General features: G+C 70.4%; 21 protein-coding genes. 12 read left to right on the forward strand and 9 right to left on the reverse strand.

The window, feature by feature from the left end; all coding sequences use genetic code 11:
- Positions 1 to 27: 27 nt before the first annotated feature.
- Complete coding sequence (locus tag IE237_RS15555; RefSeq protein ID WP_189802496.1) at positions 28 to 1,563, reverse strand: S8 family peptidase; 1,536 nt, start codon at positions 1,561 to 1,563, stop codon at positions 28 to 30.
- Positions 1,564 to 1,836: 273 nt separating this feature from the next.
- On the opposite strand from IE237_RS15555, the gene IE237_RS15560 reads away from it, so the two are divergent.
- From IE237_RS15560 to moaA, 3 genes are all read left to right on the forward strand, one after another.
- Positions 1,837 to 2,211 carry a DUF485 domain-containing protein gene (locus IE237_RS15560; protein ID WP_189802497.1) on the forward strand — a complete coding sequence of 125 codons (375 nt, stop codon included), beginning with the start codon at positions 1,837 to 1,839 and terminating at the stop codon, positions 2,209 to 2,211.
- A complete protein-coding gene (locus IE237_RS15565) occupies positions 2,208 to 3,833 on the forward strand; it encodes a monocarboxylic acid transporter (protein WP_189802498.1) in 1,626 nt (541 codons plus the stop codon). Before IE237_RS15560 ends, IE237_RS15565 begins: the two co-directional genes overlap by 4 nt.
- 152 nt (positions 3,834 to 3,985) lie before the next feature.
- Positions 3,986 to 4,975 carry a GTP 3',8-cyclase MoaA gene (gene moaA, locus IE237_RS15570; protein ID WP_229842689.1) on the forward strand — a complete coding sequence of 330 codons (990 nt, stop codon included), beginning with the start codon at positions 3,986 to 3,988 and terminating at the stop codon, positions 4,973 to 4,975.
- Here moaA and IE237_RS15575 read toward each other — a convergent pair.
- Positions 4,958 to 5,176, reverse strand: a complete 219-nt coding sequence (locus IE237_RS15575) for a hypothetical protein (protein WP_189802500.1) — start codon at positions 5,174 to 5,176, stop codon at positions 4,958 to 4,960. The two genes, moaA and IE237_RS15575, sit on opposite strands and share 18 nt — an antisense overlap.
- Before the next feature lie 149 nt (positions 5,177 to 5,325).
- Positions 5,326 to 5,652, reverse strand: coding sequence for a DUF3099 domain-containing protein (locus IE237_RS15580; RefSeq protein WP_189802501.1), 327 nt, complete (start codon positions 5,650 to 5,652; stop codon positions 5,326 to 5,328).
- A 168-nt stretch (positions 5,653 to 5,820) separates the two neighbouring features.
- Between IE237_RS15580 and IE237_RS15585 the strand changes: the two genes are divergently transcribed.
- Complete coding sequence (locus IE237_RS15585) at positions 5,821 to 6,096, forward strand: GlsB/YeaQ/YmgE family stress response membrane protein (protein ID WP_189802502.1); 276 nt, start codon at positions 5,821 to 5,823, stop codon at positions 6,094 to 6,096.
- A gap of 71 nt (positions 6,097 to 6,167) precedes the next feature.
- Here IE237_RS15585 and tyrS read toward each other — a convergent pair whose 3' ends face one another.
- From tyrS to IE237_RS15600, 3 genes are all read right to left on the reverse strand, one after another.
- Positions 6,168 to 7,433: a tyrosine--tRNA ligase gene (tyrS, locus tag IE237_RS15590; RefSeq protein WP_189802503.1), complete on the reverse strand. Its 1,266-nt coding sequence runs from the start codon at positions 7,431 to 7,433 to the stop codon at positions 6,168 to 6,170.
- Between the two features lie 55 nt (positions 7,434 to 7,488).
- Positions 7,489 to 8,880 (reverse strand): metallopeptidase TldD-related protein, encoded by a 1,392-nt coding sequence (locus tag IE237_RS15595; protein WP_189802504.1) that lies wholly within the window; start codon positions 8,878 to 8,880, stop codon positions 7,489 to 7,491.
- Positions 8,881 to 8,962: 82 nt separating this feature from the next.
- A complete protein-coding gene (locus tag IE237_RS15600; protein ID WP_189802505.1) occupies positions 8,963 to 10,486 on the reverse strand; it encodes a TldD/PmbA family protein in 1,524 nt (507 codons plus the stop codon).
- A gap of 410 nt (positions 10,487 to 10,896) precedes the next feature.
- On the opposite strand from IE237_RS15600, the gene fabG reads away from it, so the two are divergent.
- From fabG to IE237_RS15615, 3 genes are all read left to right on the forward strand, one after another.
- A complete protein-coding gene (gene fabG, locus IE237_RS15605; protein WP_030691676.1) occupies positions 10,897 to 11,616 on the forward strand; it encodes a 3-oxoacyl-[acyl-carrier-protein] reductase in 720 nt (239 codons plus the stop codon).
- 5 nt (positions 11,617 to 11,621) lie between these two features.
- Positions 11,622 to 12,398, forward strand: coding sequence for an enoyl-ACP reductase FabI (gene fabI / locus IE237_RS15610; RefSeq protein ID WP_189802506.1), 777 nt, complete (start codon positions 11,622 to 11,624; stop codon positions 12,396 to 12,398).
- 158 nt (positions 12,399 to 12,556) lie between these two features.
- Positions 12,557 to 12,985: a hypothetical protein gene (locus IE237_RS15615; RefSeq protein ID WP_189802507.1), complete on the forward strand. Its 429-nt coding sequence runs from the start codon at positions 12,557 to 12,559 to the stop codon at positions 12,983 to 12,985.
- Here IE237_RS15615 and IE237_RS15620 read toward each other — a convergent pair.
- The gene (locus IE237_RS15620; RefSeq protein ID WP_189802508.1) at positions 12,912 to 13,643 is read right to left on the reverse strand and encodes a FadR/GntR family transcriptional regulator; all 732 of its coding nucleotides are present in this window, start codon (positions 13,641 to 13,643) and stop codon (positions 12,912 to 12,914) included. The genes IE237_RS15615 and IE237_RS15620 overlap by 74 nt on opposite strands.
- A 63-nt stretch (positions 13,644 to 13,706) precedes the next feature.
- Between IE237_RS15620 and IE237_RS15625 the strand changes: the two genes are divergently transcribed.
- The 4 genes from IE237_RS15625 (at position 13,707) to IE237_RS15635 (ending at position 16,114) form a co-directional block, all read left to right on the forward strand.
- Positions 13,707 to 15,011 carry a CynX/NimT family MFS transporter gene (locus IE237_RS15625; RefSeq protein WP_189802509.1) on the forward strand — a complete coding sequence of 435 codons (1,305 nt, stop codon included), beginning with the start codon at positions 13,707 to 13,709 and terminating at the stop codon, positions 15,009 to 15,011.
- A 17-nt stretch (positions 15,012 to 15,028) separates the two neighbouring features.
- Positions 15,029 to 15,145 (forward strand): SGM_5486 family transporter-associated protein, encoded by a 117-nt coding sequence (locus tag IE237_RS41330; protein ID WP_267259769.1) that lies wholly within the window; start codon positions 15,029 to 15,031, stop codon positions 15,143 to 15,145.
- A gap of 211 nt (positions 15,146 to 15,356) precedes the next feature.
- Positions 15,357 to 15,560 carry a hypothetical protein gene (locus tag IE237_RS15630; protein WP_189802510.1) on the forward strand — a complete coding sequence of 68 codons (204 nt, stop codon included), beginning with the start codon at positions 15,357 to 15,359 and terminating at the stop codon, positions 15,558 to 15,560.
- Positions 15,561 to 15,595: 35 nt separating this feature from the next.
- The gene (locus IE237_RS15635) at positions 15,596 to 16,114 is read left to right on the forward strand and encodes a SixA phosphatase family protein (protein WP_189802511.1); all 519 of its coding nucleotides are present in this window, start codon (positions 15,596 to 15,598) and stop codon (positions 16,112 to 16,114) included.
- Positions 16,115 to 16,186: 72 nt separating this feature from the next.
- On the opposite strand, the gene serB is transcribed toward IE237_RS15635, so the two are convergent.
- A complete protein-coding gene (serB, locus tag IE237_RS15640; protein ID WP_189802512.1) occupies positions 16,187 to 17,404 on the reverse strand; it encodes a phosphoserine phosphatase SerB in 1,218 nt (405 codons plus the stop codon).
- 197 nt (positions 17,405 to 17,601) lie between these two features.
- On the opposite strand from serB, the gene IE237_RS15645 reads away from it, so the two are divergent.
- Positions 17,602 to 20,181 carry an ABC transporter ATP-binding protein/permease gene (locus IE237_RS15645; protein ID WP_189802513.1) on the forward strand — a complete coding sequence of 860 codons (2,580 nt, stop codon included), beginning with the start codon at positions 17,602 to 17,604 and terminating at the stop codon, positions 20,179 to 20,181.
- 73 nt (positions 20,182 to 20,254) lie between these two features.
- On the opposite strand, the gene IE237_RS15650 is transcribed toward IE237_RS15645, so the two are convergent.
- Entirely contained in the window at positions 20,255 to 21,031 is a 777-nt protein-coding gene (locus IE237_RS15650; protein ID WP_189802514.1) for a transglycosylase SLT domain-containing protein, read from the reverse strand.
- Positions 21,032 to 21,155 lie beyond the last annotated feature (124 nt).

The raw sequence follows: 21,155 nt of genomic DNA on the forward strand, positions 1-21,155 counted from the left end.
GGACCCTTCCTCACCGGACCGCGGTCGTTACCAGCGGACGGCGTCGAGCGCGTCGATCAGACCGGCTCCGTAGAAGCCGTTCTTGTTCTTGCCACCCTCGCAGACGGCGTCGATCTTGCCGTCGCCCTCGATGTCGTACGGGTTGGTGCAGGCGCGGTCGTCGGCCTGCGCGTACAGCAGCGCCTTCAGCGCCGCCGGGCTCGCGTAGGGGTGCGTCGACTTGATGAGCGCCAGGACACCCGCCGCGTGCGGCGAGGCCATCGACGTACCGGCCTTGTAGTTGTAGCCGCCGTTGACCGTGGTCGACAGGATGCGGCCGTTGACCGCCGGGGCGTCCGGCGTCTGGTACTCGGTGCGGTCACCGCCGGGGGCGGCGATGTCGATCACGCCGAGACCGTAGTTGGAGTAGGACGCCTTGAGGTCCTTGGCGCCGGTCGCGGAGACCGTCACGACGCCCGGCAGCATGGCCGGGTAGTCGAAGCACTCCTTCGGGTCGATGACCCGGTCGCCCGGCGTGGTGTCGTTCGGGCTGCTGTTGTCGAGGATCGAGTCGGCAGCGAGGTCGAACTTCGAGTTGCCGGCCGCGGCGACGTTGACCGTGCCCTTGCGCTCCGCGTAGCGGGTCGCGCGGGTGACCGCCTCGATGAGGGCCTTCTGGTCCTCGTCGTTCTTGCAGGCGAACATCCACGGGTCGGTGTAGTAGCTGTTGTTCGTGATGTCGACGCCGTGCTCGGCCGCCCACACGAAGCCGCAGACCACGGCCTCGGTGTAGAAGAAGCCGTCCGGGGTGGACACCTTGATGCCGGAGACCTTCACGCCCGGGGCGACACCGGTGATGCCGACGCCGTTCTTGGCGGCGGCGATGGTGCCGGCGACGTGCGTGCCGTGGTCGCTCTCGCCCGGGTTCGGACGCCACGAGCCGGCGGTGGTGTCCGGCTTGCCGGACACGCAGTTGGCGGAGGCGGCGGCGTCGAAGTTCGGCGCCAGGTCCGGGTGGGTGTCGTCGACACCCGTGTCGATGACGCCGACGGTGACGCGCTTGCTGCCGAGCGTCTTCTGGTGGGCCTTGTCGGCCTTGATCGCCGGGAGGTCCCACTGCAGGGGCTCCAGCGGGTCCTGCTCGTCCGTCGCCCGGGCGGCGGCGGCCTTCGCCTCGGCCGCGGACAGCGTCTGCGCGCCCTCGTCGACGGAGTCGTCGGACTGGACGGAGAGCGGGGCGGTCCGGGTCGAACCGGCCGACACCACGCCGCGCGCCTGACGGATCGTCTTCGCGAACTCGGGGTTCTGCGAGTGGACGACTATCACGCCTATCTGGTCGTACGAGATGACCACTTCACCGCCCGCGGCGGCGATGGCCTTCTTCACCGAGGCGGCGGTCCAGCGGCCACCCTCGACGTTGACGACGTACGAGAGCTTCGGGCCGTTCGTGGCCACGGTGGCCGGAGCGTCGCTCAGTTCCGCGGCGGAGGCGGCGCCGGGGGCAAGGAAGCCGAGCGAGGCCGTGAGCGCGAGACCAACCGGCAGAGCGAGAGCTCGGCCGCGCCTCGATCCCAGATGAGCCATGGGTTCTCCACATCATCCGTATGTACTGTCCACGCGCGGGTTTACGCGGGGACAGGTGCATGACGAGTGAAGCTATCGCTGATCTTCCCGAAGCTTCAATGAGTTGAGAAGACTTCATGAAGATATGTTCAAAGAAATCCCTCGGATGAACCGCGTCGCTTCCGGCTCCGTGCCGTTGGTCAGGGGAGGGGCTCCGCTCGGAGCCCCGCTTCCCGCACCCCTGGTGAGGCCCCCTTGACCATGCCGTCCGTCCCCGCGTCACGAGGAGATTCCGTGGCTACCGAAGCACCGCCGCCGCCCAGAAACGGCACGGAGACCGACCACGGTCCCGCGTCGCCCACGACGGAGCAGTTCATCGAGGTGCAGGAAGGAGCGGAGTTCGGCGAACTGCGCCGCACGTACCGCTCCTTCGCCTTCCCCCTCACCCTGGCCTTCATCGCCTGGTACCTGCTGTACGTGCTGCTCTCCAACTACGCGGGCGGCTTCATGGGCACCAAGGTCTTCGGCAACATCAACGTGGCCCTGATCCTCGGCCTCGGCCAGTTCCTCACCACGTTCCTCATCGCCTGGCTCTACTCGCGGCACGCGGCACGCCGGCTCGACCCCCGCGCCGAGGCCATCAGAACCCGTATGGAGGGCGACGCATGAGCACCCCCGTCCTGCTCGCGGCCGGCAACGCCACCACCGAGCACCGGCCCCTGATCATCGCCCTGTTCGGCGCCTTCGTCGTCGCCACCCTCGCCATCACCGTCTGGGCCGGCCGCCAGACGAAGAGCGCCGCCGACTTCTACGCCGGCGGACGCCAGTTCACCGGCTTCCAGAACGGCCTCGCGATCTCCGGCGACTACATGTCCGCCGCGTCCTTCCTCGGCATCGCCGGCGCCATCGCCCTCTTCGGCTACGACGGCTTCCTGTACTCGATCGGCTTCCTCGTCGCCTGGCTCGTCGCCCTGCTCCTGGTCGCCGAACCGCTCCGCAACTCCGGCCGGTTCACCATGGGCGACGTCCTCGCCTACCGGATGCGCCAGCGGCCCGTCCGCACCGCCGCCGGCACCTCGACGATCGTCGTGTCCATCTTCTACCTGCTCGCCCAGATGGCGGGCGCCGGCGTCCTCGTCTCGCTGCTGCTCGGCATCACCAGCGACGGCGGCAAGGTCGCGATCGTCGCCCTGGTCGGCCTCCTGATGATCGTGTACGTGACGATCGGCGGCATGAAGGGCACCACCTGGGTGCAGATGGTCAAGGCGGTCCTGCTCATCGCGGGCACCCTCCTCATCACCTTCCTCATCCTCCTCAAGTTCCACTTCAACGTCTCCGAGCTGCTCGGCGCCGCCGCCACCAACAGCGGCAAGGGCGCGGCCTTCCTGGAGCCCGGCCTCAAGTACGGCGCCACCGCCACCTCCAAGCTGGACTTCCTCTCGCTCGGCATCGCGCTCGTCCTCGGCACCGCCGGCCTGCCGCACATCCTCATCCGCTTCTACACGGTGCCGACCGCCAAGGCCGCCCGTAAGTCCGTGAACTGGGCCATCGGCATCATCGGCGCCTTCTACCTGATGACGATCGTCCTCGGCTTCGGCGCCGCCGCCCTCCTCAAGAACAGCGACATCGTCGCCTCCAACAAGGCCGGCAACACGGCCGCCCCGCTCGCGGCCCTGGAGATCGGCGGCGGCGCCGACTCCACCGGAGGCGCGATCCTGCTCGCCGTCATCTCCGCCGTGGCCTTCGCGACCATCCTTGCCGTCGTCGCCGGCCTGACCCTGGCCTCCTCGTCGTCCTTCGCGCACGACATCTACGCCAACGTCATCCGGCGCGGGAAGGCCACCGAGAAGGAGGAGGTGCGGGCCGCCCGCTGGGCGACCGTCCTCATCGGCATCGTCTCCATCGCGCTCGGCGCCCTCGCCCGCGACCTCAACGTCGCCGGCCTGGTCGCCCTCGCCTTCGCGGTCGCCGCCTCGGCCAACCTGCCGACGATCCTCTACTCGCTCTTCTGGAAGCGGTTCACCACCCAGGGCGCGCTGTGGTCGATCTACGGCGGCCTGATCTCCGCCGTCGTCCTCGTGCTCTTCTCGCCCGTCGTCTCCGGCAAGCCCACGTCGATGTTCAAGACGGCCGACTTCTACTGGTTCCCGCTGGAGAACCCCGGCCTCGTCTCCATCCCGCTCGGCTTCCTGCTCGGCTGGCTCGGCTCGATCCTCTCCAAGGAGGAGCCGGACAAGGGCAAGTACGCGGAGCTGGAGGTCAAGTCCCTCACCGGAGTCGGAGCGCACTGAACCGTATACGGTCCGCGACCGACGGACGGCCGCGTCGTAGAGTTCTACGACGCGGCCTCGCCGGTCCTCGTGACAATCTGCCCTGCTCGTTGTCCGTGCGCTCACGTAGGCTCGAGAACACACGCAACCGGAATCCGGGGAGGGGGCCCACAGTGCTCATCGACACATACGGCCGAGTAGCCACTGACCTGCGCGTCTCGCTCACGGACCGGTGCAATCTGCGCTGCACGTACTGCATGCCGGAGGAGGGCCTCCAGTGGCTCGCCAAGCCGGACCTCCTCACCGACGACGAGATCGTCCGGCTGATCCGCATCGCCGTCACCGACCTCGGCGTCACCGAGGTCCGCTTCACCGGCGGTGAGCCGCTGCTCCGCCCCGGCCTCGTCGGGATCGTCGAGCGCTGCGCCGCCCTGGAGCCCCGCCCCCGGATGTCGCTCACGACCAACGGCATCGGGCTCAAGCGCACCGCCGCCGCGCTCAAGGCGGCGGGCCTCGACCGGGTCAACGTCTCCCTCGACACCCTGCGCCCCGAGGTCTTCAAGACCCTCACCCGGCGCGACCGCCACCAGGACGTCCTCGACGGCATGGCCGCCGCCCGCGAGGCCGGCCTCACCCCGGTCAAGGTCAACGCCGTCCTGATGCCCGGGCTCAACGCCGACGAGGCCCCCGACCTCCTCGCCTGGGCCATCCAGGAGGGGTACGAGCTCCGCTTCATCGAGCAGATGCCGCTCGACGCCCAGCACGGCTGGAAGCGCGACGGCATGATCACCGCCGGGGACATCCTGGAGTCCCTGCGCACCCGCTTCACCCTGACGCCGGAGGGCTCCGAGGAGCGCGGCTCGGCCCCCGCCGAGCGCTGGGTGGTCGACGGCGGACCGCACACGGTCGGCGTCATCGCCTCCGTCACCCGCCCGTTCTGCCGGGCCTGCGACCGCACCCGGCTCACCGCCGACGGACAGGTGCGCACCTGCCTCTTCGCCACCGAGGAGACGGACCTGCGGGCCGCGCTCCGCTCCGACGTCCCCGACGAGACGGTCGCGGAGCTCTGGAAGAAGGCCATGTGGGGCAAGAAGGCCGGCTCGGGCCTCGACGACCCGAGCTTCCTCCAGCCCGACCGCCCGATGTCAGCTATCGGCGGCTGAGTCCCACTCGTTCAGAGGGACGACGTCCTTCAGGAAACCCCGGACACCCAGGAACTGGGAGAGGTGTTCGCGGTGCTCCTCGCACGCGAGCCAGGTCTTGCGACGCTCGGGCGTGTGCAGCTTGGGGTTGTTCCACGCGAGGACCCAGACGGCGTCGGCGCGGCACCCCTTGGCGGAACAGATCGGCTTCTCTTCGCTCACGGGACCATTGATCACCCGATCATTGTCCAGCAAGGGCGATGCCGGGCAGCCACGGGGGGAGCTGCCCGGCATCGGTCCGTCGCTCCGACGGGGGATGCGGAGCGCGTGAGCAGTATGTCACGGCACATGGGGTGCGGTGCACAGGATCGTCATGATTGATCTGAGCTTTTCTTGAGGTTTGGGGCGTCGATCTCAGGGCGTGCCGGAGTCGGGACGAAAGTGGAGGGAAGGGACGGAGTCGACTCGCGTCCCGCGTTGGCGATCACCACGGCGACATAGGGGAGCAGGATGCCCAGCGCCAGCGCCACGAAGGCCACGTGCCGCTCGATGTTCCACAGGACCGCGGCGGCGATCACGGAGAGCGTCCGCACCGTCATCGAGATGACATAGCGCCGCTGCCGTCCCCGGACGTCGTCGGCGAGCCCCTGCCGGGCTCCCGTGATCCGGAAGACCTCGGTCCCGCCACGCTTCGTCATCACCGTCCACCACCCGCGCTCGTGCCGGACCCTCCCCGGTCCGGTCCTCATTCCACGGTACGCCCGCCCCGCCGGGCCGACGAGACCGGGGCACGTGCGGCGCTGTCCGACATGCGCCGTATGGCGGATGGGCCGAGACTGGGCGCACATGCGCACTAGGAGGCGACGATGAGTTGGTTGTGGGCGATCATCGTGGGATTCGTCCTCGGTCTGATCGCGAAGGCGATCCTGCCCGGGAAGCAGCAGATCCCCCTGTGGCTGACGACCGTGTTCGGCATTCTCGGCAGCGTGCTCGGCAACGCGGTCGCGACCTGGATCGGAGTCAACGACACCAAGGGGATCGACTGGACCCGGCACCTGCTCCAGCTGATCGGCGCCGTCGCCGTCGTCGGCGTGGGGGACATGCTCTGGGCCTCGATCAAGGGCAACAAGCAGCGCGCCTGAGAAAACCTGAGAAGAACAAGGAGGCCCGGTGGGCGCAGTGCGCGCCCACCGGGCCTCCCGTCATGATCCCTCTAGCCGGCGAACTCGATCGCCGCCAGGTTCTTCTTGCCGCGCCGCAGCACCAGCCAGCGGCCGTGCAGCAGGTCCTCGGCCGCCACCTCGGCGTCCTCGGCGGTCACCTTCGCGTTGTTCACGTAGGCCCCGCCCTCCTTCACCGTGCGGCGCGCCGCCGACTTGCTCGCCACGAGACCGACCTCGGCGAACAGGTCCACCACCTGGCCCAGCTCGGACACGCGCGCGTGCGGCAGCTCGGACAGCGCGGCGGCGAGCGTCGGCTCGTCCAGCTCGGCCAGGTCGCCCTGCCCGAACAGCGCCTTGGAGGCGTTGATGACGGCCGCGCACTGCTCGGCGCCGTGCACCAGAGTGGTGAGCTCCTCGGCGAGCGCCCGCTGGGCGGCGCGCGCCTGCGGCCGCTCGGCGGTCTGCGCCTCCAGCTCCTCCAGCTCCGCACGGGACTTGAAGGACAGGATCCGCATGTACGTCGAGATGTCCCGGTCGTCCACGTTCAGCCAGAACTGGTAGAACGCGTACGGCGTGGTCATCTCCGGGTCCAGCCAGACGGCCCCGCCCTCGGTCTTGCCGAACTTGGTGCCGTCCGCCTTGACCATCAGCGGGGTCGCGAGCGCGTGCGCCTCCGCACCCGGCTCCAGGCGGTGGATCAGGTCGAGGCCGGCCACCAGGTTGCCCCACTGGTCCGAGCCGCCCTGCTGGAGCGTGCAGCCGTAGCGGCGGTACAGCTCCAGGAAGTCCATGCCCTGGAGCAGCTGGTAGCTGAACTCGGTGTAGCTGATGCCCTGCTCGGACTCCAGGCGCCGGGCGACGGAGTCCTTGGTCAGCATCTTGTTGACCCGGAAGTGCTTGCCGATGTCCCGCAGGAACTCGATCGCCGACATCCCGGCGGTCCAGTCCAGGTTGTTCACCATGACCGCGGCGTTCTCCCCCTCGAAGGAGAGGAAGGGCTCGATCTGCGAGCGCAGTCGGTTCACCCAGTTCGCGACCGTCTCGGGGTCGTTCAGGGTGCGCTCGGCCGTCGGCCGCGGGTCACCGATCTGCCCGGTGGCCCCGCCGACCAGCGCCAGCGGCCGGTGACCGGCCTGCTGGAGCCGGCGGACGGTGAGGACCTGGACCAGGTGGCCGACGTGGAGACTGGCCGCGGTCGGGTCGAAACCGCAATAGAACGTGACGGGACCGTCCGCGAGAGCCTTGCGCAGTGCGTCCTCATCGGTGGACTGGGCGAAGAGCCCGCGCCACTTCAGCTCGTCGACGATGTCCGTCACGATCGTCCGTCTCCTCAGAAAGTTGTCAGTGGTACGACGACTCAGTCTAGGCGGGTCAGACCCCCTTGCTGACCGAGCTCATGTTGAAGTCCGGCACCCGCAGGGCGGGCATCGCGGCGCGGGTGAACCAGTCGCTCCACTCGCGCGGCAGCGTCTTCTCCGTACGGCCCGCCTCCGAGGCCCGCGACAGCAGGTCCACCGGGGACTCGTTGAACCGGAAGTTGTTCACCTCGCCGACCACCTCGCCGTTCTCCACGAGGTAGACGCCGTCCCGGGTCAGCCCGGTCAGCAGCAGCGTCGCCGGGTCGACCTCGCGGATGTACCAGAGGCAGGTCAGCAGCAGTCCGCGCTCGGTCGAGGCGACCATCTCCTCCAGGGAGCGCTCGCCGCCGCCGTCCAGGATCAGGTTCCCCGCTCCCGGCGCCACGGGCAACCGAGTAAGCCCCGCCGTGTGCCGGGTGGTGATCAGGTGCGCCAGGGCGCCGGCCTTCACCCAGTCCACCGGCCCGACCGGCAGACCGTTGTCGAAGACGGAGGAGTCGTCGCCGGAGGAGTGCGCGATCACGAACGGCGCGGACTCCAGACCCGGCTCGTTCGGGTCGCTGCGCAGCGTCAGCGGCAGCGGGGAGAGCGTCTCGCCGAGCCGGGTGCCGCCGCCGGGCTTGGAGAAGACCGTCCGGCCCTCCACCGCGTCCCGGGCCGTCGAGGACCACAGCTGGTAGATCAGCAGGTCGGCCACGGCGGTCGGCGGCAGCAGCGTCTCGTACCGGCCGGCCGGAAGCTCGATCCTCCGCTCCGCCCAGCCGAGCCGGGTCGCCAGCTCCGCGTCGAGCGCGGCCGGGTCGACGTCCTTGAAGTCCCGGGTCGAGCGCCCGGCCCAGGCGGAGCGCGAGCGGTCGGGCGACTTGGCGTTGAGCTCCAGCGTCCCGTTGGGCTGGTCGTGCCGGAGCCGCAGCCCCGTGGACGAGCCCAGGTAGGTGGAGGTCAGCTCGTGGTTGGCGAAGCCGTACAGCTCCCGGCCGCCCGCACGCGCGCGTGCGAAGGCCTCGCCGAGCGCCGGGGCGAAGTCGGTGAAGACGGCGGAGGACGTCTCCGCCGGGGCGTCCGTGAAGTCGGGCGAGACGGGCACGCCCTCCACCAGGGGCTGCGCGTCCTCGGCGGGCCCGGCGGCGCGGGCCGCGGCCTCGGCGGCCCGGACCAGGGGCTCCAGGTCGTCCACGGTCACGGCGGAGCGCGAGACGACACCGGAGGCGGTGCCCTGGGCACCGTCGACGGTCGCGATCACGGTGAGCGTCCGGCCGCGGGTCACACCGTTCGTGGTGAGCGCGTTCCCGGCCCAGCGCAGATTGGCCGAGGACTCCTCGTCGGCGATGACGACACACCCGTCGGCACGGGACAGCTCAAGGGCCCGCTCGACGATCTCGTACGGCTTGCTGACGCGGCTCATCGACCGGCCTCCTGCGTCGTGTTCAGACTGTGCTTGCCCGGGGGACGACCCCCGGACCCCCAGCAAAGGTCGTGGCGGGCGTTCATCGTCCGGCCTCCTGCGTCGTGTTCAGGATGTTGACGCCCCGGAAGAGGGCGGAGGGGCAGCCGTGCGAGACGGCGGCGACCTGGCCCGGCTGGGCCTTGCCGCAGTTGAAGGCGCCACCGAGGACGTACGTCTGCGGGCCGCCGACCTGCTCCATCGACCCCCAGAAGTCGGTGGTCGTCGCCTGGTACGCCACGTCCCGCAGCTGTCCGGCGAGGCGACCGTTCTCGATGCGGAAGAAGCGCTGGCCGGTGAACTGGAAGTTGTAGCGCTGCATGTCGATCGACCAGGACCGGTCGCCGACCACGTAGATGCCGCGCTCCACGCCGCCGATCAGATCCTCCGTCGACAGGCCGCCCGGGTCCGGCTGGAGCGAGACGTTCGCCATCCGCTGCACCGGCACGTGCGCGGGGGAGTCGGCGAAGGCGCAGCCGTTCGACCGGCCGAGGCCGGTGAGCTTCGCGATCCGCCGGTCCGTCTGGTAGCCGACGAGCGTGCCGTCCTTCACCAGGTCCCAGCTCTGCGCCTCGACGCCCTCGTCGTCGAAGCCGACGGTGGCGAGACCGTGCTCGGCGGTCCGGTCACCCGTCACGTTCATGATCGAGGAGCCGTACGCCAGCTTGCCCAGCTGGTCGAAGGTGGCGAAGGAGGTGCCCGCGTAGGCCGCCTCGTAGCCGAGCGCCCGGTCGAGCTCGGTGGCGTGGCCGATGGACTCGTGGATGGTGAGCCAGAGGTTCGACGGGTCCACGACCAGGTCGTACCGTCCCGCCTCCACGCTCGGCGCCCGCATCTTCTCGGCGAGCAGCCCCGGGATCTCGTCGAGCTCCTTGTCCCAGTCCCAGCCGGTCCCCGTCAGGTACTCCCAGCCCCGCCCGACCGGCGGCGCGATCGTCCGCATCGAGTCGAACTCGCCGGTCGTCTCGTCCACGGCGACCGCCGTGAGCTGAGGGTGCAGCCGGACGCGCTGCTGGGTGGTCACCGTGCCGGCCGTGTCCGCGTAGAACTTGTTCTCGTGGACGGTGAGCAGCGAGGCGTCCACATGCGCCACGCCCTCCGCCCCGAGCAGCCGCGCGCTCCAGTCCGCGAGCAGCGCGCTCTTCTCCTCGGCGGGGACGGAGAACGGGTCGATCTCGTACGAGGAGACCCAGGTCCGCTCCGCGTGCACGGGCTCCGCCGCCAGCTCCACGCGCTCGGAGGAACCCGCCGCCGCGATCACCTTCGCCGACAGCTTGGCCATGGCGACGGCCTGCGAGGCGACCCGCGCCGCCCCGTCCATGGTCAGGTCGACGCCGGACGCGAAGCCCCAGGCCCCGCCGTGCACGACCCGCACCGCGTAGCCGAGGTCCGTGGTGTCCGAGGACCCGGACGGTTTGGCGTCGCGCAGCCGCCACGAGGCGCTGCGCACCCGCTCCAGGCGGAAGTCCGCGTGCTCGGCACCGAGCGCGCGCGCTCGGGCGAGCGCCGCGTCGGCGAGCGCCCGCAACGGCAGCGCGACGAACGAAGGGTCGATCTGATGGACCACGAGCGGCCTCGCTCTCGGCGATCGGAAGACGGCGGTTGAACTGTCCCGGAAGTCAATCACGGGACGGGCGGCCGAGTCGGCGCATTGGAGTCCGCCCCCGGCGAACCCGCCGCAACGGACCCTCGCGCGGCGGGCATCGGCGGGGAGGATCCCCGGCGGGACCCGGGCGGGGGCGGCTCCCCGCCATGGCGAGAAACGTACGCGCGCGGCGCTCGGCGCCGTACGCCGATCCCGCGATCCGGGCGCCCGGGACCATGGTCCGCGGGCCGCGCCCGGTCACCCGGCTCGGCCCCCGAGCTGTAGGGATCCGACAGTGAGGCCCCTACGCCACTGTGGGAGGTCGATTCCTCATGTCGGGAGCGATACCGATAGGTTTTCGGCTACCAGACCGCTATCGAAAGGGTGATCCGTTGAGCCGCTCGGTTCTCGTCACCGGAGGAAACCGGGGCATCGGCCTCGCCATCGCCCGCGCGTTCGCCGAGGCCGGCGACAAGGTCGCGATCACGTACCGCTCCGGCGAGCCCCCGGCCGCCCTGGTCGAGCTCGGCTGCCTTCCCGTCAAGTGCGACATCACCGACGCGGAGCAGGTGGAGACGGCCTACAAGGAGATCGAGGAGAAGCACGGCCCGGTGGAGGTCCTCGTGGCCAACGCCGGCGTGACGAAGGACCAGCTCCTCATGCGCATGACCGAGGAGGACTTCACGTCCGTCCTCGACACCAACCTCACCGGCACCTTCCGGGTCGTCAAGCGTGCCAACCGCGGCATGCTGCGCGCAAAGAAGGGCCGCGTCGTCCTGATCTCCTCGGTCGTCGGCCTGCTGGGCTCCGCGGGCCAGGCCAACTACGCCGCCTCCAAGGCCGGCCTGGTCGGTTTCGCCCGTTCCCTCGCGCGTGAGCTGGGCTCGCGCAACATCACCTTCAACGTCGTCGCCCCCGGCTTCGTCGACACCGACATGACCGCGGTGCTCACCGACGAGCAGCGCGCGGGCATCGTGTCCCAGGTGCCGCTGGGCCGCTACGCGCAGCCGGAGGAGATCGCCGCGGCGGTGAAGTTCCTCGCCTCCGACGACGCCTCGTACATCACTGGAGCCGTCATCCCGGTTGACGGCGGATTGGGCATGGGTCACTGATCACCATGAGCGGAATTCTCGAGGGCAAGCGCATCCTCATCACCGGTGTGCTGATGGAGTCCTCCATCGCCTTCCACGCCGCGAAGCTGGCCCAGGAGCAGGGTGCGGAGATCATCCTCACCGCCTGGCCCCGGCCGACGCTCACCGAGCGCATCGCCAAGAAGCTGCCCCACCCCGACAAGGTGAAGGTCCTGGAGCTCGACGTCTCCAACGACGAGCACCTCGCCCGCCTCGAGGGCCAGGTCCGCGAGCACCTGGGCGACCGTCTCGACGGTGTCGTCCACTCCATCGGCTTCGCGCCGCAGGACGCGCTCGGCGGCAACTTCCTGAACACGCCGTTCGAGTCCGTGGCCACCGCCATGCACGTCTCCGCCTTCTCCCTGAAGTCGCTGACCATGGCGCTGCTGCCGCTGATGTCCGAGGGCGGTTCGGTGGTCGGCCTGACCTTCGACGCGCAGTTCGCCTGGCCGCAGTACGACTGGATGGGCCCGGCCAAGGCCGCCCTGGAGGCCACCAGCCGCTACATGGCGCGCGACCTCGGCAAGCAGAACATCCGTTGCAACCTGATCTCGGCGGGCCCGCTCGGCTCCATGGCCGCGAAGTCCATCCCGGGCTTCGGCGAGCTGGCCTCGGTCTGGGACACCCGTTCCCCGCTGGCGTGGGACCTCGCGGACCCGGAGCCGGCCGGCCGCGGCATCGTCGCGCTGCTCTCCGACTGGTTCCCGAAGACCACGGGCGAGATCATCCACGTCGACGGCGGTCTGCACGCGATCGGCGCGTAACCGCTCGGGACAGCAGGTGAGGGCCGTGTGTCCGCCCAGGTGGCGGACACACGGCCCTCGCCGTTCCGCAACTCCTGCACGGGTCGAAAAGTAGCCCGAATGACCCCAGACTGAGGCAGAGCGTGATGTTCTGCTGCTGACGGGGAGGAGGTGCGGGCATGCGCGCGATACCTCAGGGCTTCGGGGCGATCGCCGCCGTCGCCGTACTGATCACCGGGACAGCCGTGGCCGCCGAGCTGCGGACCGTTCCCGCCCCTGCCGACGAGCCCCCCGCCACCGCCCCGGCGGCCGAGGGGCCGGAGAACTTCGGAGCCTCCTGCCGCACCGACGTCGAGGGCTCCCGCGTCACCGCGCACTGCAGCAATCCGTACCCCCGCACCGACCGGATCCGCCTCCACGTCGAGTGCGACCGCTGGTGGGACGTCGACAGCGACAGCGCCCCCGTGGAGGTCGGACCCGCCGACTACGCCCAGGTCACCGGCCGCTGCTGGAAGGAGGTCCGGTCCGCCTGGATCACGCACCAGCCCGCGGATCCGGCTCCCGCTCCGGCCCCTGCTCCCGGCTCTCCTCCGGTACGGGGCTCCTGAGGCACATGAAGGGGTAGCCGGCCGCCTCCGTGCCGGCCCGCTCGGCGTCGCCCTCGCGGATCGCGTCCACCAGGCGCGCGTGGTCCATGTGGTTCTCGGGCCGCAGCACCTGCCCCACGTCGTCGCGCAGCCAGTCCCGCAGCAGATCGCCCAGGTCCGCGTAGAGCTCCGTCAGCACCTCGTTCCCCGAGGCGGCGACGACCGCGTGGTGGAAGGCCGCGTCGACCGTCACGAACCGCTCCGCGTCCCCGGACTCCCACGCCTCCTCGCGCCGCACGAGCAGCGCGTCCAGCTGCTTCAGGTCCCGCTCCGTGCGCCGCCCGGCCGCGAACCGGGCCGCGGCGGACTCCAGCGTGGAGCGCAGCTCGGCGACGTGCCGGGGGTCGGAGCCGGCGAAGCGCCGGTGCATGACGCCCGCCAGCTCGCTGGTGGCGACGACATACGTCCCCGAGCCCTGCCGGATGTCGAGCAGGCCGTTGTGCGCGAGCGCGCGGACCGCCTCGCGCACGGTGTTGCGGGCGACGCCCAGCTGCTCGACCAGTTCGGGTTCGGTCGGGATGCGCGAACCCACCGGCCACTCGCCGGAGGTGATCTGGTTCCGCAGCTCGGCGATCACCTGGTCGGAGAGACCGGTGCGCCGGGGGTGACCGAGGGCCATGGAGCGCCTTCCCATTCGTTCGAGATTGGACAACCAATCATCCCATGATTCTATGATGGCCTCATGCCTGACGAGCCGAAGACCCTCGACCCCGCCGCACGACCGGCCGGGACCGCCACGGCGGCGCCCACCACAGCCGGGGATTCTCCCGCACCGGACCGTGCCGCCCCGGCACGCCCCTGGACCCTCGGCCTCGTGTCCGTCGGACTCGTCCTGGCCGCCCTCAACCTGCGCCCCGCGATCACCAGCCTCGGCGCCCTCCTCGAAGAGGTCAGCGCGGACCTCCACATGAGCGGCACCGTCGCCGGCGTCCTCACCTCGGTGCCCCCGCTGTGCTTCGCGGTCTTCGGCATCACCGCGCCCCGGCTCGCCCGCCGCTTCGGCCCCGCCGCCGTCGTCTGCGCGGGCATGGCAGCGATCTTCACCGGCCTCGTCCTGCGGCCCTTCGCGACCGGCACCGCCGCCTTCCTCGCCGCCAGCGCCCTCGCCCTCATGGGCATCGCCGTCAGCAACGTCCTGATGCCCGTCATCGTCAAGCGGTACTTCCCCGACCGCGTCGGCAGCATGACCGGCCTCTACTCCATGGCGCTCGCCCTCGGCACCTCCGTCGCCGCGGCGGCCACCGTCCCCCTCACCGACGCCCTCGGCGACGGCTGGCGACTCGGCCTGGGCGTCTGGGCGGTCATCGCCGCGCTCGCCGTACTGCCCTGGCTCCCGCTCCTGCGCGACCGGGGCGGGAACACGGCACTCCCGGCCGCCGCCCCCGAAGCCGCACCGGGGGCGCCCGCGCCGCGCATCACCCGCAGCCGCACGGCCTGGGCGCTCGGCGTCTTCTTCGGCCTCCAGGCCACCGGCGCCTACATCACCATGGGCTGGATGCCGCAGATCTTCCGCGACTCCGGCGTCCCCGCCACCACCGCGGGCGTCCTCCTCGCCGTCACCATGGTCATGGGCGTCCCGCTCGCCTTCGTCATCCCCCGCCTCGCGACCCGGATGAAGAACCAGGGCCCGATCGTCGTCGCGCTCGGCCTGTGCGGGCTCACCGGCTACACCGGACTCTTCCTCGCCCCCTCCGCCGGAGCCTGGGTCTGGGCGGTGCTCCTCGGCATCTCCAACTGCTCCTTCCCGCTCGCCCTCACGATGATCGGCATGCGCTCGCGCACCGGCGCCGGCGTCGTCCGGCTCTCCGCCTTCGCGCAGAGCGTCGGCTACCTCATCTCGATCCCCGGCCCCCTCCTCGTCGGCGTGCTCTACCAGCACAGCGGCGGCTGGGGACTGCCCATCGCGCTCATGGGCGGGCTGATGGTGCCGCAGATGATCATCGGGTCGCTGGCGGGGAGGGACCGGACGGTCGAGGACGAATGCTGAGATGCGAGACTGTTCGCATGCCAGTCCTCGAACCGAATCCCCAGAACGGTCAGAAGAAGCTGCTCGTCGTGCTCGGCGCGATGCTCGGCATCTCGGTCGTCATCGCCGTCATCGCCTCGTTCGCCTCCCCGTGAGGTGACCCCCTGAGGTGATCCCCTGAGATCCCCTGAGGTGATGCGCCCCTCGTGCGACGAGGGGCGAGCCCCCGAGGTGGGGCTAACCCCCGCATCCCCTAGGGGGCGGGTCTCAGGGTGAAGTGGGTGGATCACCGGATGGGCCGGAGGACGCGCGGTCCGTACGTTGGTGACAACGGCGAAAGCGCGGAACTCACCCACGGAGGCGGCCATGTCGGCCCCCACACACCCCGGCATCCGGACCACGGCCACCGGCGTCGACACCCGGCTGCCCTGGTGGGCCCTCCTCCTCCCGGCAGCCGCCTTCCTCGCCCTCCTGGTGCTCATGGCCGGGTCGGGAGAGGCCCAGGCGACCACGGGTGACCCCGCGGTCGGCCGGGTCCTCCAGCACCTCTGGCAAACGCTCTCTCTCTGAGTCGAAGTGGCCTGTTTCGTGCGAAGCTGTGGACCATGAGCGTCGATACACCCCGCAGCATCGTGCTCCTCCGGCACGCGAAGGCAGACTGGAACGACGGGTCGGACCACGAGCGACCGCTCGCCGACCGAGGCCGCACGGACGCCCCCGTGGCCGGCCGCAAGCTCTCCGACAGCGGCATCGCCTTCGACCTGGCCCTCTGCTCGACCGCCGCCCGTACCCGCGAGACCTGGAAACTGGCCGTCCACGAACTGCCCGTGCGCCCCAAGACGGTGTACGAGGAGCGGATGTACGAGGCCTCCCTCGGCGAGCTCATCGCCCTGGTCAACGAGACCCCGGACACCGTGAACAACCTTCTGCTCATCGGCCACAACCCCGGCATGCACGCCCTCGCCGACGCCCTGGCGGGCGAATCCGAAGGCGACGTCCTGCCCCGGATGAACCGCAGCGGCTTCCCGACCTCCGCGTTCGCCGTCGTCACCTTCAACGGCTCCTGGAAGTCCGTGGAGCACGGCGTGGGCAGGCTCGTCGACTTCTGGACCCCGCACGCCTGATCCCGTACCCCGTACGAGGGAGGGCCCGGGTGTCGTCCGACGCCCGGGCCCTCCCTCTCGTACTCCCCGCGCTCAGTGCGGCAGGTCCTCCTCGCCGATGTCCGCGGCCTCGACCTCTTCGCGCGTGATGCCGAGCAGGTACAGCACGGTGTCCAGGAACGGCACGTTCACCGCCGTGTGCGCCGCCCGACGCACCACCGGCTTCGCGTTGAACGCCACGCCGAGCCCGGCCGCGTTCAGCATGTCCAGGTCGTTGGCCCCGTCGCCGATGGCGACGGTCTGCGCCAGCGGCACCCCCGCCTCCGTGGCGAACCGGCGCAGCAGCCGCGCCTTGCCCGCACGGTCGACGATCTCGCCGGTCACCCGGCCGGTGAGCTTCCCGTCCACGATCTCCAGCGTGTTGGCGGAGGCGAAGTCGAGTCCGAGACGCTCCTTCAGGTCGTCCGTGACCTGCGTGAACCCGCCGGAGACGACGCCCACCTGGTAGCCGAGGCGCTTCAGCGTGCGGATCAGGGTGCGGGCACCGGGTGTCAGACGCACCTCGGAGCGGACCTTGTCGACCACCGAGGCGTCGAGGCCCGCGAGCAGCTCCACGCGCGCGTGGAGCGACTGCTCGAAGTCCAGCTCGCCGCGCATCGCCGCCGCCGTCACCTCGGCGACCTTGTCCTCGCAGCCCGCGTGCGCGGCGAAGAGCTCGATCACCTCGTCCTGGATGAGGGTCGAGTCCACGTCCATGACCACGAGCCGCTGGGCCCGCCGGTGCAGACCGGCCGAGACCACGGCCACGTCGACCCCGATGCTGTGCGCCTCGGTGGCCAGGGCGGTCCGCAGCGGCTCGGTCCCGCAGCCCGAGACGGCGAACTCGACGGCCGTCACCGGGTACTTCGCGAGGCGGAAGATGCGGTCGATGTTGCCGCCGCTCTCCGCGATCCTGGCCGCTATGGCCGCCGTCTGCTCGGCGGTGAGCGGGTTGCCGAGCACGGTGACGTGCGAGCGTCCCTCACCGCGGGGACGGTTGTCGCCCGTGCCGGAGATGATCTCGGCCTGGAGCTTCAGCGACTCGGCCCAGCTGTGGATGGTGGCCCGGAGTTCGCCCTGCGAGGCGACGGTCGGCTCGGTGACGAGCGCGCACAGGACGAGGCGGCCCCGGGAGACCACCTGCTCGATGTCCACGACGTCGACGGAGTAGGCGGCGAGGGTGTCGAAGAGTCCCGCGGTGATCCCGGGACGGTCCTTCCCGAAGATCTTGACGAGAAGGGTGGGAACGTCTGAGGTCTGCGATGCGCTCATGGTGGTTCCACCGTATCGGGCACCGTGTGCCACCCGACTCCCCGTCCCGCCCTGCGGACACCCGAGTGGTCCAGGGCTTGACCCGAAGGTCTTCACGCGGCCCGACTTTCCGATACGGGACCGGGCCTGAAATAGTTCCCCAGGATGATTCGCCATCCCTGGACTCCCGAAGACGGGGGTACATCGGGGGACAAGTAGTGGGGCATGGAGTGCCAGAACTCGTACTGGAATTGAACGGCAGGACCTGGACGCTCGATCCGTCCCGGTCGTACACCCTGGGCAGGGACCCTCAGGGTGACCTGGTCATCGACGACGCCAGGGTCTCGTGGCGCCACGCCACCATCAGCTGGGGCGGCCGGAGCTGGGTCATCGAGGACCACGGCTCCACGAACGGCACCTTCGTCCAGGGCCAGAGGATCCACCAGGTGGAGATCGGCCCCGGTTCGGCCGTCCACCTCGGCAACGCGACCGACGGCCCGCGGCTGAATCTCGCCGCCGGCGCCGCGGCTCCTCACCAGCAGGCGCCTCAGCAGCAGGCCCCGGCCCAGGCCCAGCAGGCCCCCGCCCATCAGGCCGCCGGCGCGGCCGCCGCGGCCCAGGCCGACTGGGCCACGCACCAGGCGCCGCCGCAGCACCAGGCGCCGCAGCAGCAGGGCTGGCAGCAGCCGCCCGCCCAGCAGCAGGTCCCGCACCAGCAGGTCCCGCACCAGCAGGGACCCGGGCAGGGACACCCCGGTGCCGCCGCGGGCGCGTCGTCGGCCTACGCCGACCGCAGCCCCACCACGTTCCACCAGCTGTCCCTCGGCCACGTCATGCGGATCGGCCGTGCCCTCGAGAACGAACTGGTCGTCTCCGACCTCCAGGTCTCGCGGCACCACGCCGAGTTCCACGCGACGCCCGACGGCCGCTTCGAGATCCGCGATCTCGGCTCGCACAACGGCACGTACGTCAACGGTCAGCCGATCCCCAAGGGCGGCTCGGCCCTCCTCGGCCCGCAGGACATCGTCGGCGTCGGCCACTCGACCTTCCGCATCGTCGGCGGCCAGCTGGAAGAGTTCGTCGACACCGGTTCGGTCTCCTTCTCGGCCCGCCACCTCACGGTCACGGTCGACGGCGGCAAGCAGATCCTCAAGGACGTCACCTTCGGCGTCCCGGAGAAGTCGCTGATCGGCGTCATCGGCCCGTCGGGCTCCGGCAAGTCCACCCTGCTCAAGGCGCTGACCGGCTACCGCCCGGCCAACGAGGGCGACGTCCTCTACGACAACCGCAGCCTCTACAAGCAGTTCGCCGAGCTGCGCCAGCGCATCGGTCTGGTCCCGCAGGACGACATCCTGCACAAGGAACTGACGGTCGTGAAGGCGCTGCGCTACGCGGCCAAGCTCCGCTTCCCCGGCGACACCGCCACGGCCGAGCGCGAGGCCCGCATCGACGAGGTGCTGCGCGAGCTCAAGCTCGACATCCACAAGGAGAAGAAGGTCACCTCCCTCTCCGGTGGCCAGCGCAAGCGCGTCTCCGTCGCCCTGGAGCTCCTCACCAAGCCCTCGCTGATCTTCCTGGACGAGCCGACCTCCGGCCTCGACCCGGGCATGGACCGCGATGTCATGCAGCTGCTCCGCGGCCTCGCGGACGACGGCCGCACGGTCCTCGTCGTCACCCACTCGGTGGCCGAGCTGGGCCTCTGCGACAAGCTGCTCGTCATGGCGCCCGGCGGCTCCGTGGCGTACTTCGGCCCGCCGGAGGAGGCGCTGAACTTCTTCGGCTACTCCACCTGGGCCGACGTCTTCTCCGCCTTCGAGAACTACCGCGACTACGACTGGGCGGGCCGCTGGAAGGGCTCGCAGCACTACCAGATGTACGCCGCGGACATCGACGCCGTCGCCGCGCAGCCCGTCCAGATGCCGCAGCAGGCGATGGCCAGGCCGCCGAAGCCGCAGGGCTGGGGCTCGCAGCTGTGGACCCTGATCCGCCGTTACGTGTCGGTGATCGCCTCCGACAAGGGCTTCATGGCCCTGATGGTGATCCTGCCGGCCGTCCTCGGCGCGGTGTCCGTCGTCATCCCGGCCGACTTCGGCCTCGGGAAGCCCACGCCGCCGTCCCGCTTCAACGGCGACGCCGGCACGATCATGCTGATCCTCGCGGTCGGCATGTGCTTCTCCGGCGCGGCCAACTCCGTCCGAGAGCTGATCAAGGAACGGGTCATCTACGAGCGGGAACGCGCCGTCGGCCTGTCCCGCTCCGCGTACCTGATGTCCAAGGTGATCGTCCTCGGCGTGATCACGGCCTTCCAGGGCGTGATCATCTGCGGCATCGGCTTCTCCACGCGCGCGCTGCCCGAAGAGGGCCTGTTCATGCCGCCGGCCGTCGAGCTGTGCATCCAGGTGATCGCACTGGGCCTGACCTCGATGATGGTCGGCCTGGTCATCTCCGCGCTGGTGAAGACCGCCGAGAAGACCATGCCGCTGCTCGTCATGTTCGCGATCATCCAGGTCGTGTTCACCGGCATCCTCTTCCAGGTGTACGGCTCGCCCGGCCTGGAGCAGTTCGCCTGGCTCATGCCGTCCCGCTGGGGCATCGCCGGCGCCGGCACCACCCTGGACCTGGCGCACCTGATGCCGCCGTGGGACCACAAGGACCCCACGAACACCGACCCGCTGTGGGAGCACACGGTCGGCCAGTGGAGCCTCGACCTCGGCATCCAGCTGTTCATGGCCGCGGTCTGCTGCGTCCTCGTGGCGCGGCTGCTGCGCCGCCACGAGCCCGAGGTCATGCGCAAGTAACGACCGAGGCCGTACGCCCGAGGGCGGCACCCCGCACGGGGGTGCCGCCCTTCGGCGTACAGCGGCCCGGTGATCAGTAGGCGCTGTTGACGTTGTCGATCGAGCCGTAGCGGTCGGCCGCGTAGTTGGCGGCGGCGACGATGTTGGCGACCGGGTCGTACTGGTCGAACTTGGTGCCGGGCACGTGGTACGCCTTGAAGGTCGGGTAGATCACCTGGAGCAGGCCCTTGGACGGGACGCCGTTGATGGCGTTGATGTCCCAGTTGTTGATGGCGTACGGGTTGCCGCTGGACTCGCGCATGATGTTCTTGTGCAGGCCGTTGTACGTGCCCGGGATGTCGTGCTTGTCCATGATGTAGAGCGCCTCGCGGATCCAGCCGTCGAGGTTGTTCGCGAAGACCGGCGTGCGGGCGACGGAACGGCTCGCGGCTGCCTTCTCCGCGGCGCGCTTCTTCGCGGCGACCTTGGCCTTCGCGGCGGCCTTCGCCTTCGCCTCGGCCTTGGCCTTGGCGGCCGCCTTGGCCTTCGCGTCGGCCTTCGCCTTGGCGGCGGCCTTGGCCTTCGCGTCGGCCTTGGCCTTCGCCTCGGCCTCCTGCTTGGCCTTCAGGCCGATGGTGGACTGCTGGGCTTCGATGCCGGCCGCCAGCGCCTTCGCCTGCGGGCTGCTCGCGTCGTACGACCAGGCGACCTGCTGGGTGCCGGAGAGAGCCTGCGGCTCGGTCTCGGTGCTGCCGTTGCCGGACACGAGGGAGAGGGTGAGGGCTGCGGCGCCCAGAGCGGCGACGCCGGCGATCGTGGCCTTGTGGGTCTTCTTCAGACCACGACTGTGGCCAGGGGTGTTCGCAGACATGCAGGACTACCTCTTCGAATCGCTGGGGGTCGCTCGGCCGGGGCGGCGCTGCGCCTGCTCGGCGGCGACGGGGGCAATTCTTAGCGGCAGCAAAATCCCGTGGCAAAGGTGTGACGTACGATCC

The organism is Streptomyces tanashiensis (genome assembly GCF_014648895.1).
Lineage (GTDB): Bacteria > Actinomycetota > Actinomycetes > Streptomycetales > Streptomycetaceae > Streptomyces > Streptomyces tanashiensis.

What these genes read in the sequence shown, in the direction of transcription:
- IE237_RS15555 (WP_189802496.1), bottom strand. Translation starts at nt 1,563, where the DNA reads ATGGCTCATCTGGGATCGAGGCGCGGCCGAGCTCTCGCTCTGCCGGTT.
- IE237_RS15565 (WP_189802498.1), top strand. Translation starts at nt 2,208, where the DNA reads ATGAGCACCCCCGTCCTGCTCGCGGCCGGCAACGCCACCACCGAGCAC.
- IE237_RS15580 (WP_189802501.1), bottom strand. Translation starts at nt 5,652, where the DNA reads ATGACGAAGCGTGGCGGGACCGAGGTCTTCCGGATCACGGGAGCCCGG.
- IE237_RS15585 (WP_189802502.1), top strand. Translation starts at nt 5,821, where the DNA reads ATGAGTTGGTTGTGGGCGATCATCGTGGGATTCGTCCTCGGTCTGATC.
- IE237_RS15595 (WP_189802504.1), bottom strand. Translation starts at nt 8,880, where the DNA reads ATGAGCCGCGTCAGCAAGCCGTACGAGATCGTCGAGCGGGCCCTTGAG.
- fabI (WP_189802506.1), top strand. Translation starts at nt 11,622, where the DNA reads ATGAGCGGAATTCTCGAGGGCAAGCGCATCCTCATCACCGGTGTGCTG.
- IE237_RS15615 (WP_189802507.1), top strand. Translation starts at nt 12,557, where the DNA reads ATGCGCGCGATACCTCAGGGCTTCGGGGCGATCGCCGCCGTCGCCGTA.
- IE237_RS15620 (WP_189802508.1), bottom strand. Translation starts at nt 13,643, where the DNA reads ATGGCCCTCGGTCACCCCCGGCGCACCGGTCTCTCCGACCAGGTGATC.
- IE237_RS15625 (WP_189802509.1), top strand. Translation starts at nt 13,707, where the DNA reads ATGCCTGACGAGCCGAAGACCCTCGACCCCGCCGCACGACCGGCCGGG.
- IE237_RS41330 (WP_267259769.1), top strand. Translation starts at nt 15,029, where the DNA reads ATGCCAGTCCTCGAACCGAATCCCCAGAACGGTCAGAAGAAGCTGCTC.
- IE237_RS15630 (WP_189802510.1), top strand. Translation starts at nt 15,357, where the DNA reads ATGTCGGCCCCCACACACCCCGGCATCCGGACCACGGCCACCGGCGTC.
- IE237_RS15635 (WP_189802511.1), top strand. Translation starts at nt 15,596, where the DNA reads ATGAGCGTCGATACACCCCGCAGCATCGTGCTCCTCCGGCACGCGAAG.
- serB (WP_189802512.1), bottom strand. Translation starts at nt 17,404, where the DNA reads ATGAGCGCATCGCAGACCTCAGACGTTCCCACCCTTCTCGTCAAGATC.
- IE237_RS15650 (WP_189802514.1), bottom strand. Translation starts at nt 21,031, where the DNA reads ATGTCTGCGAACACCCCTGGCCACAGTCGTGGTCTGAAGAAGACCCAC.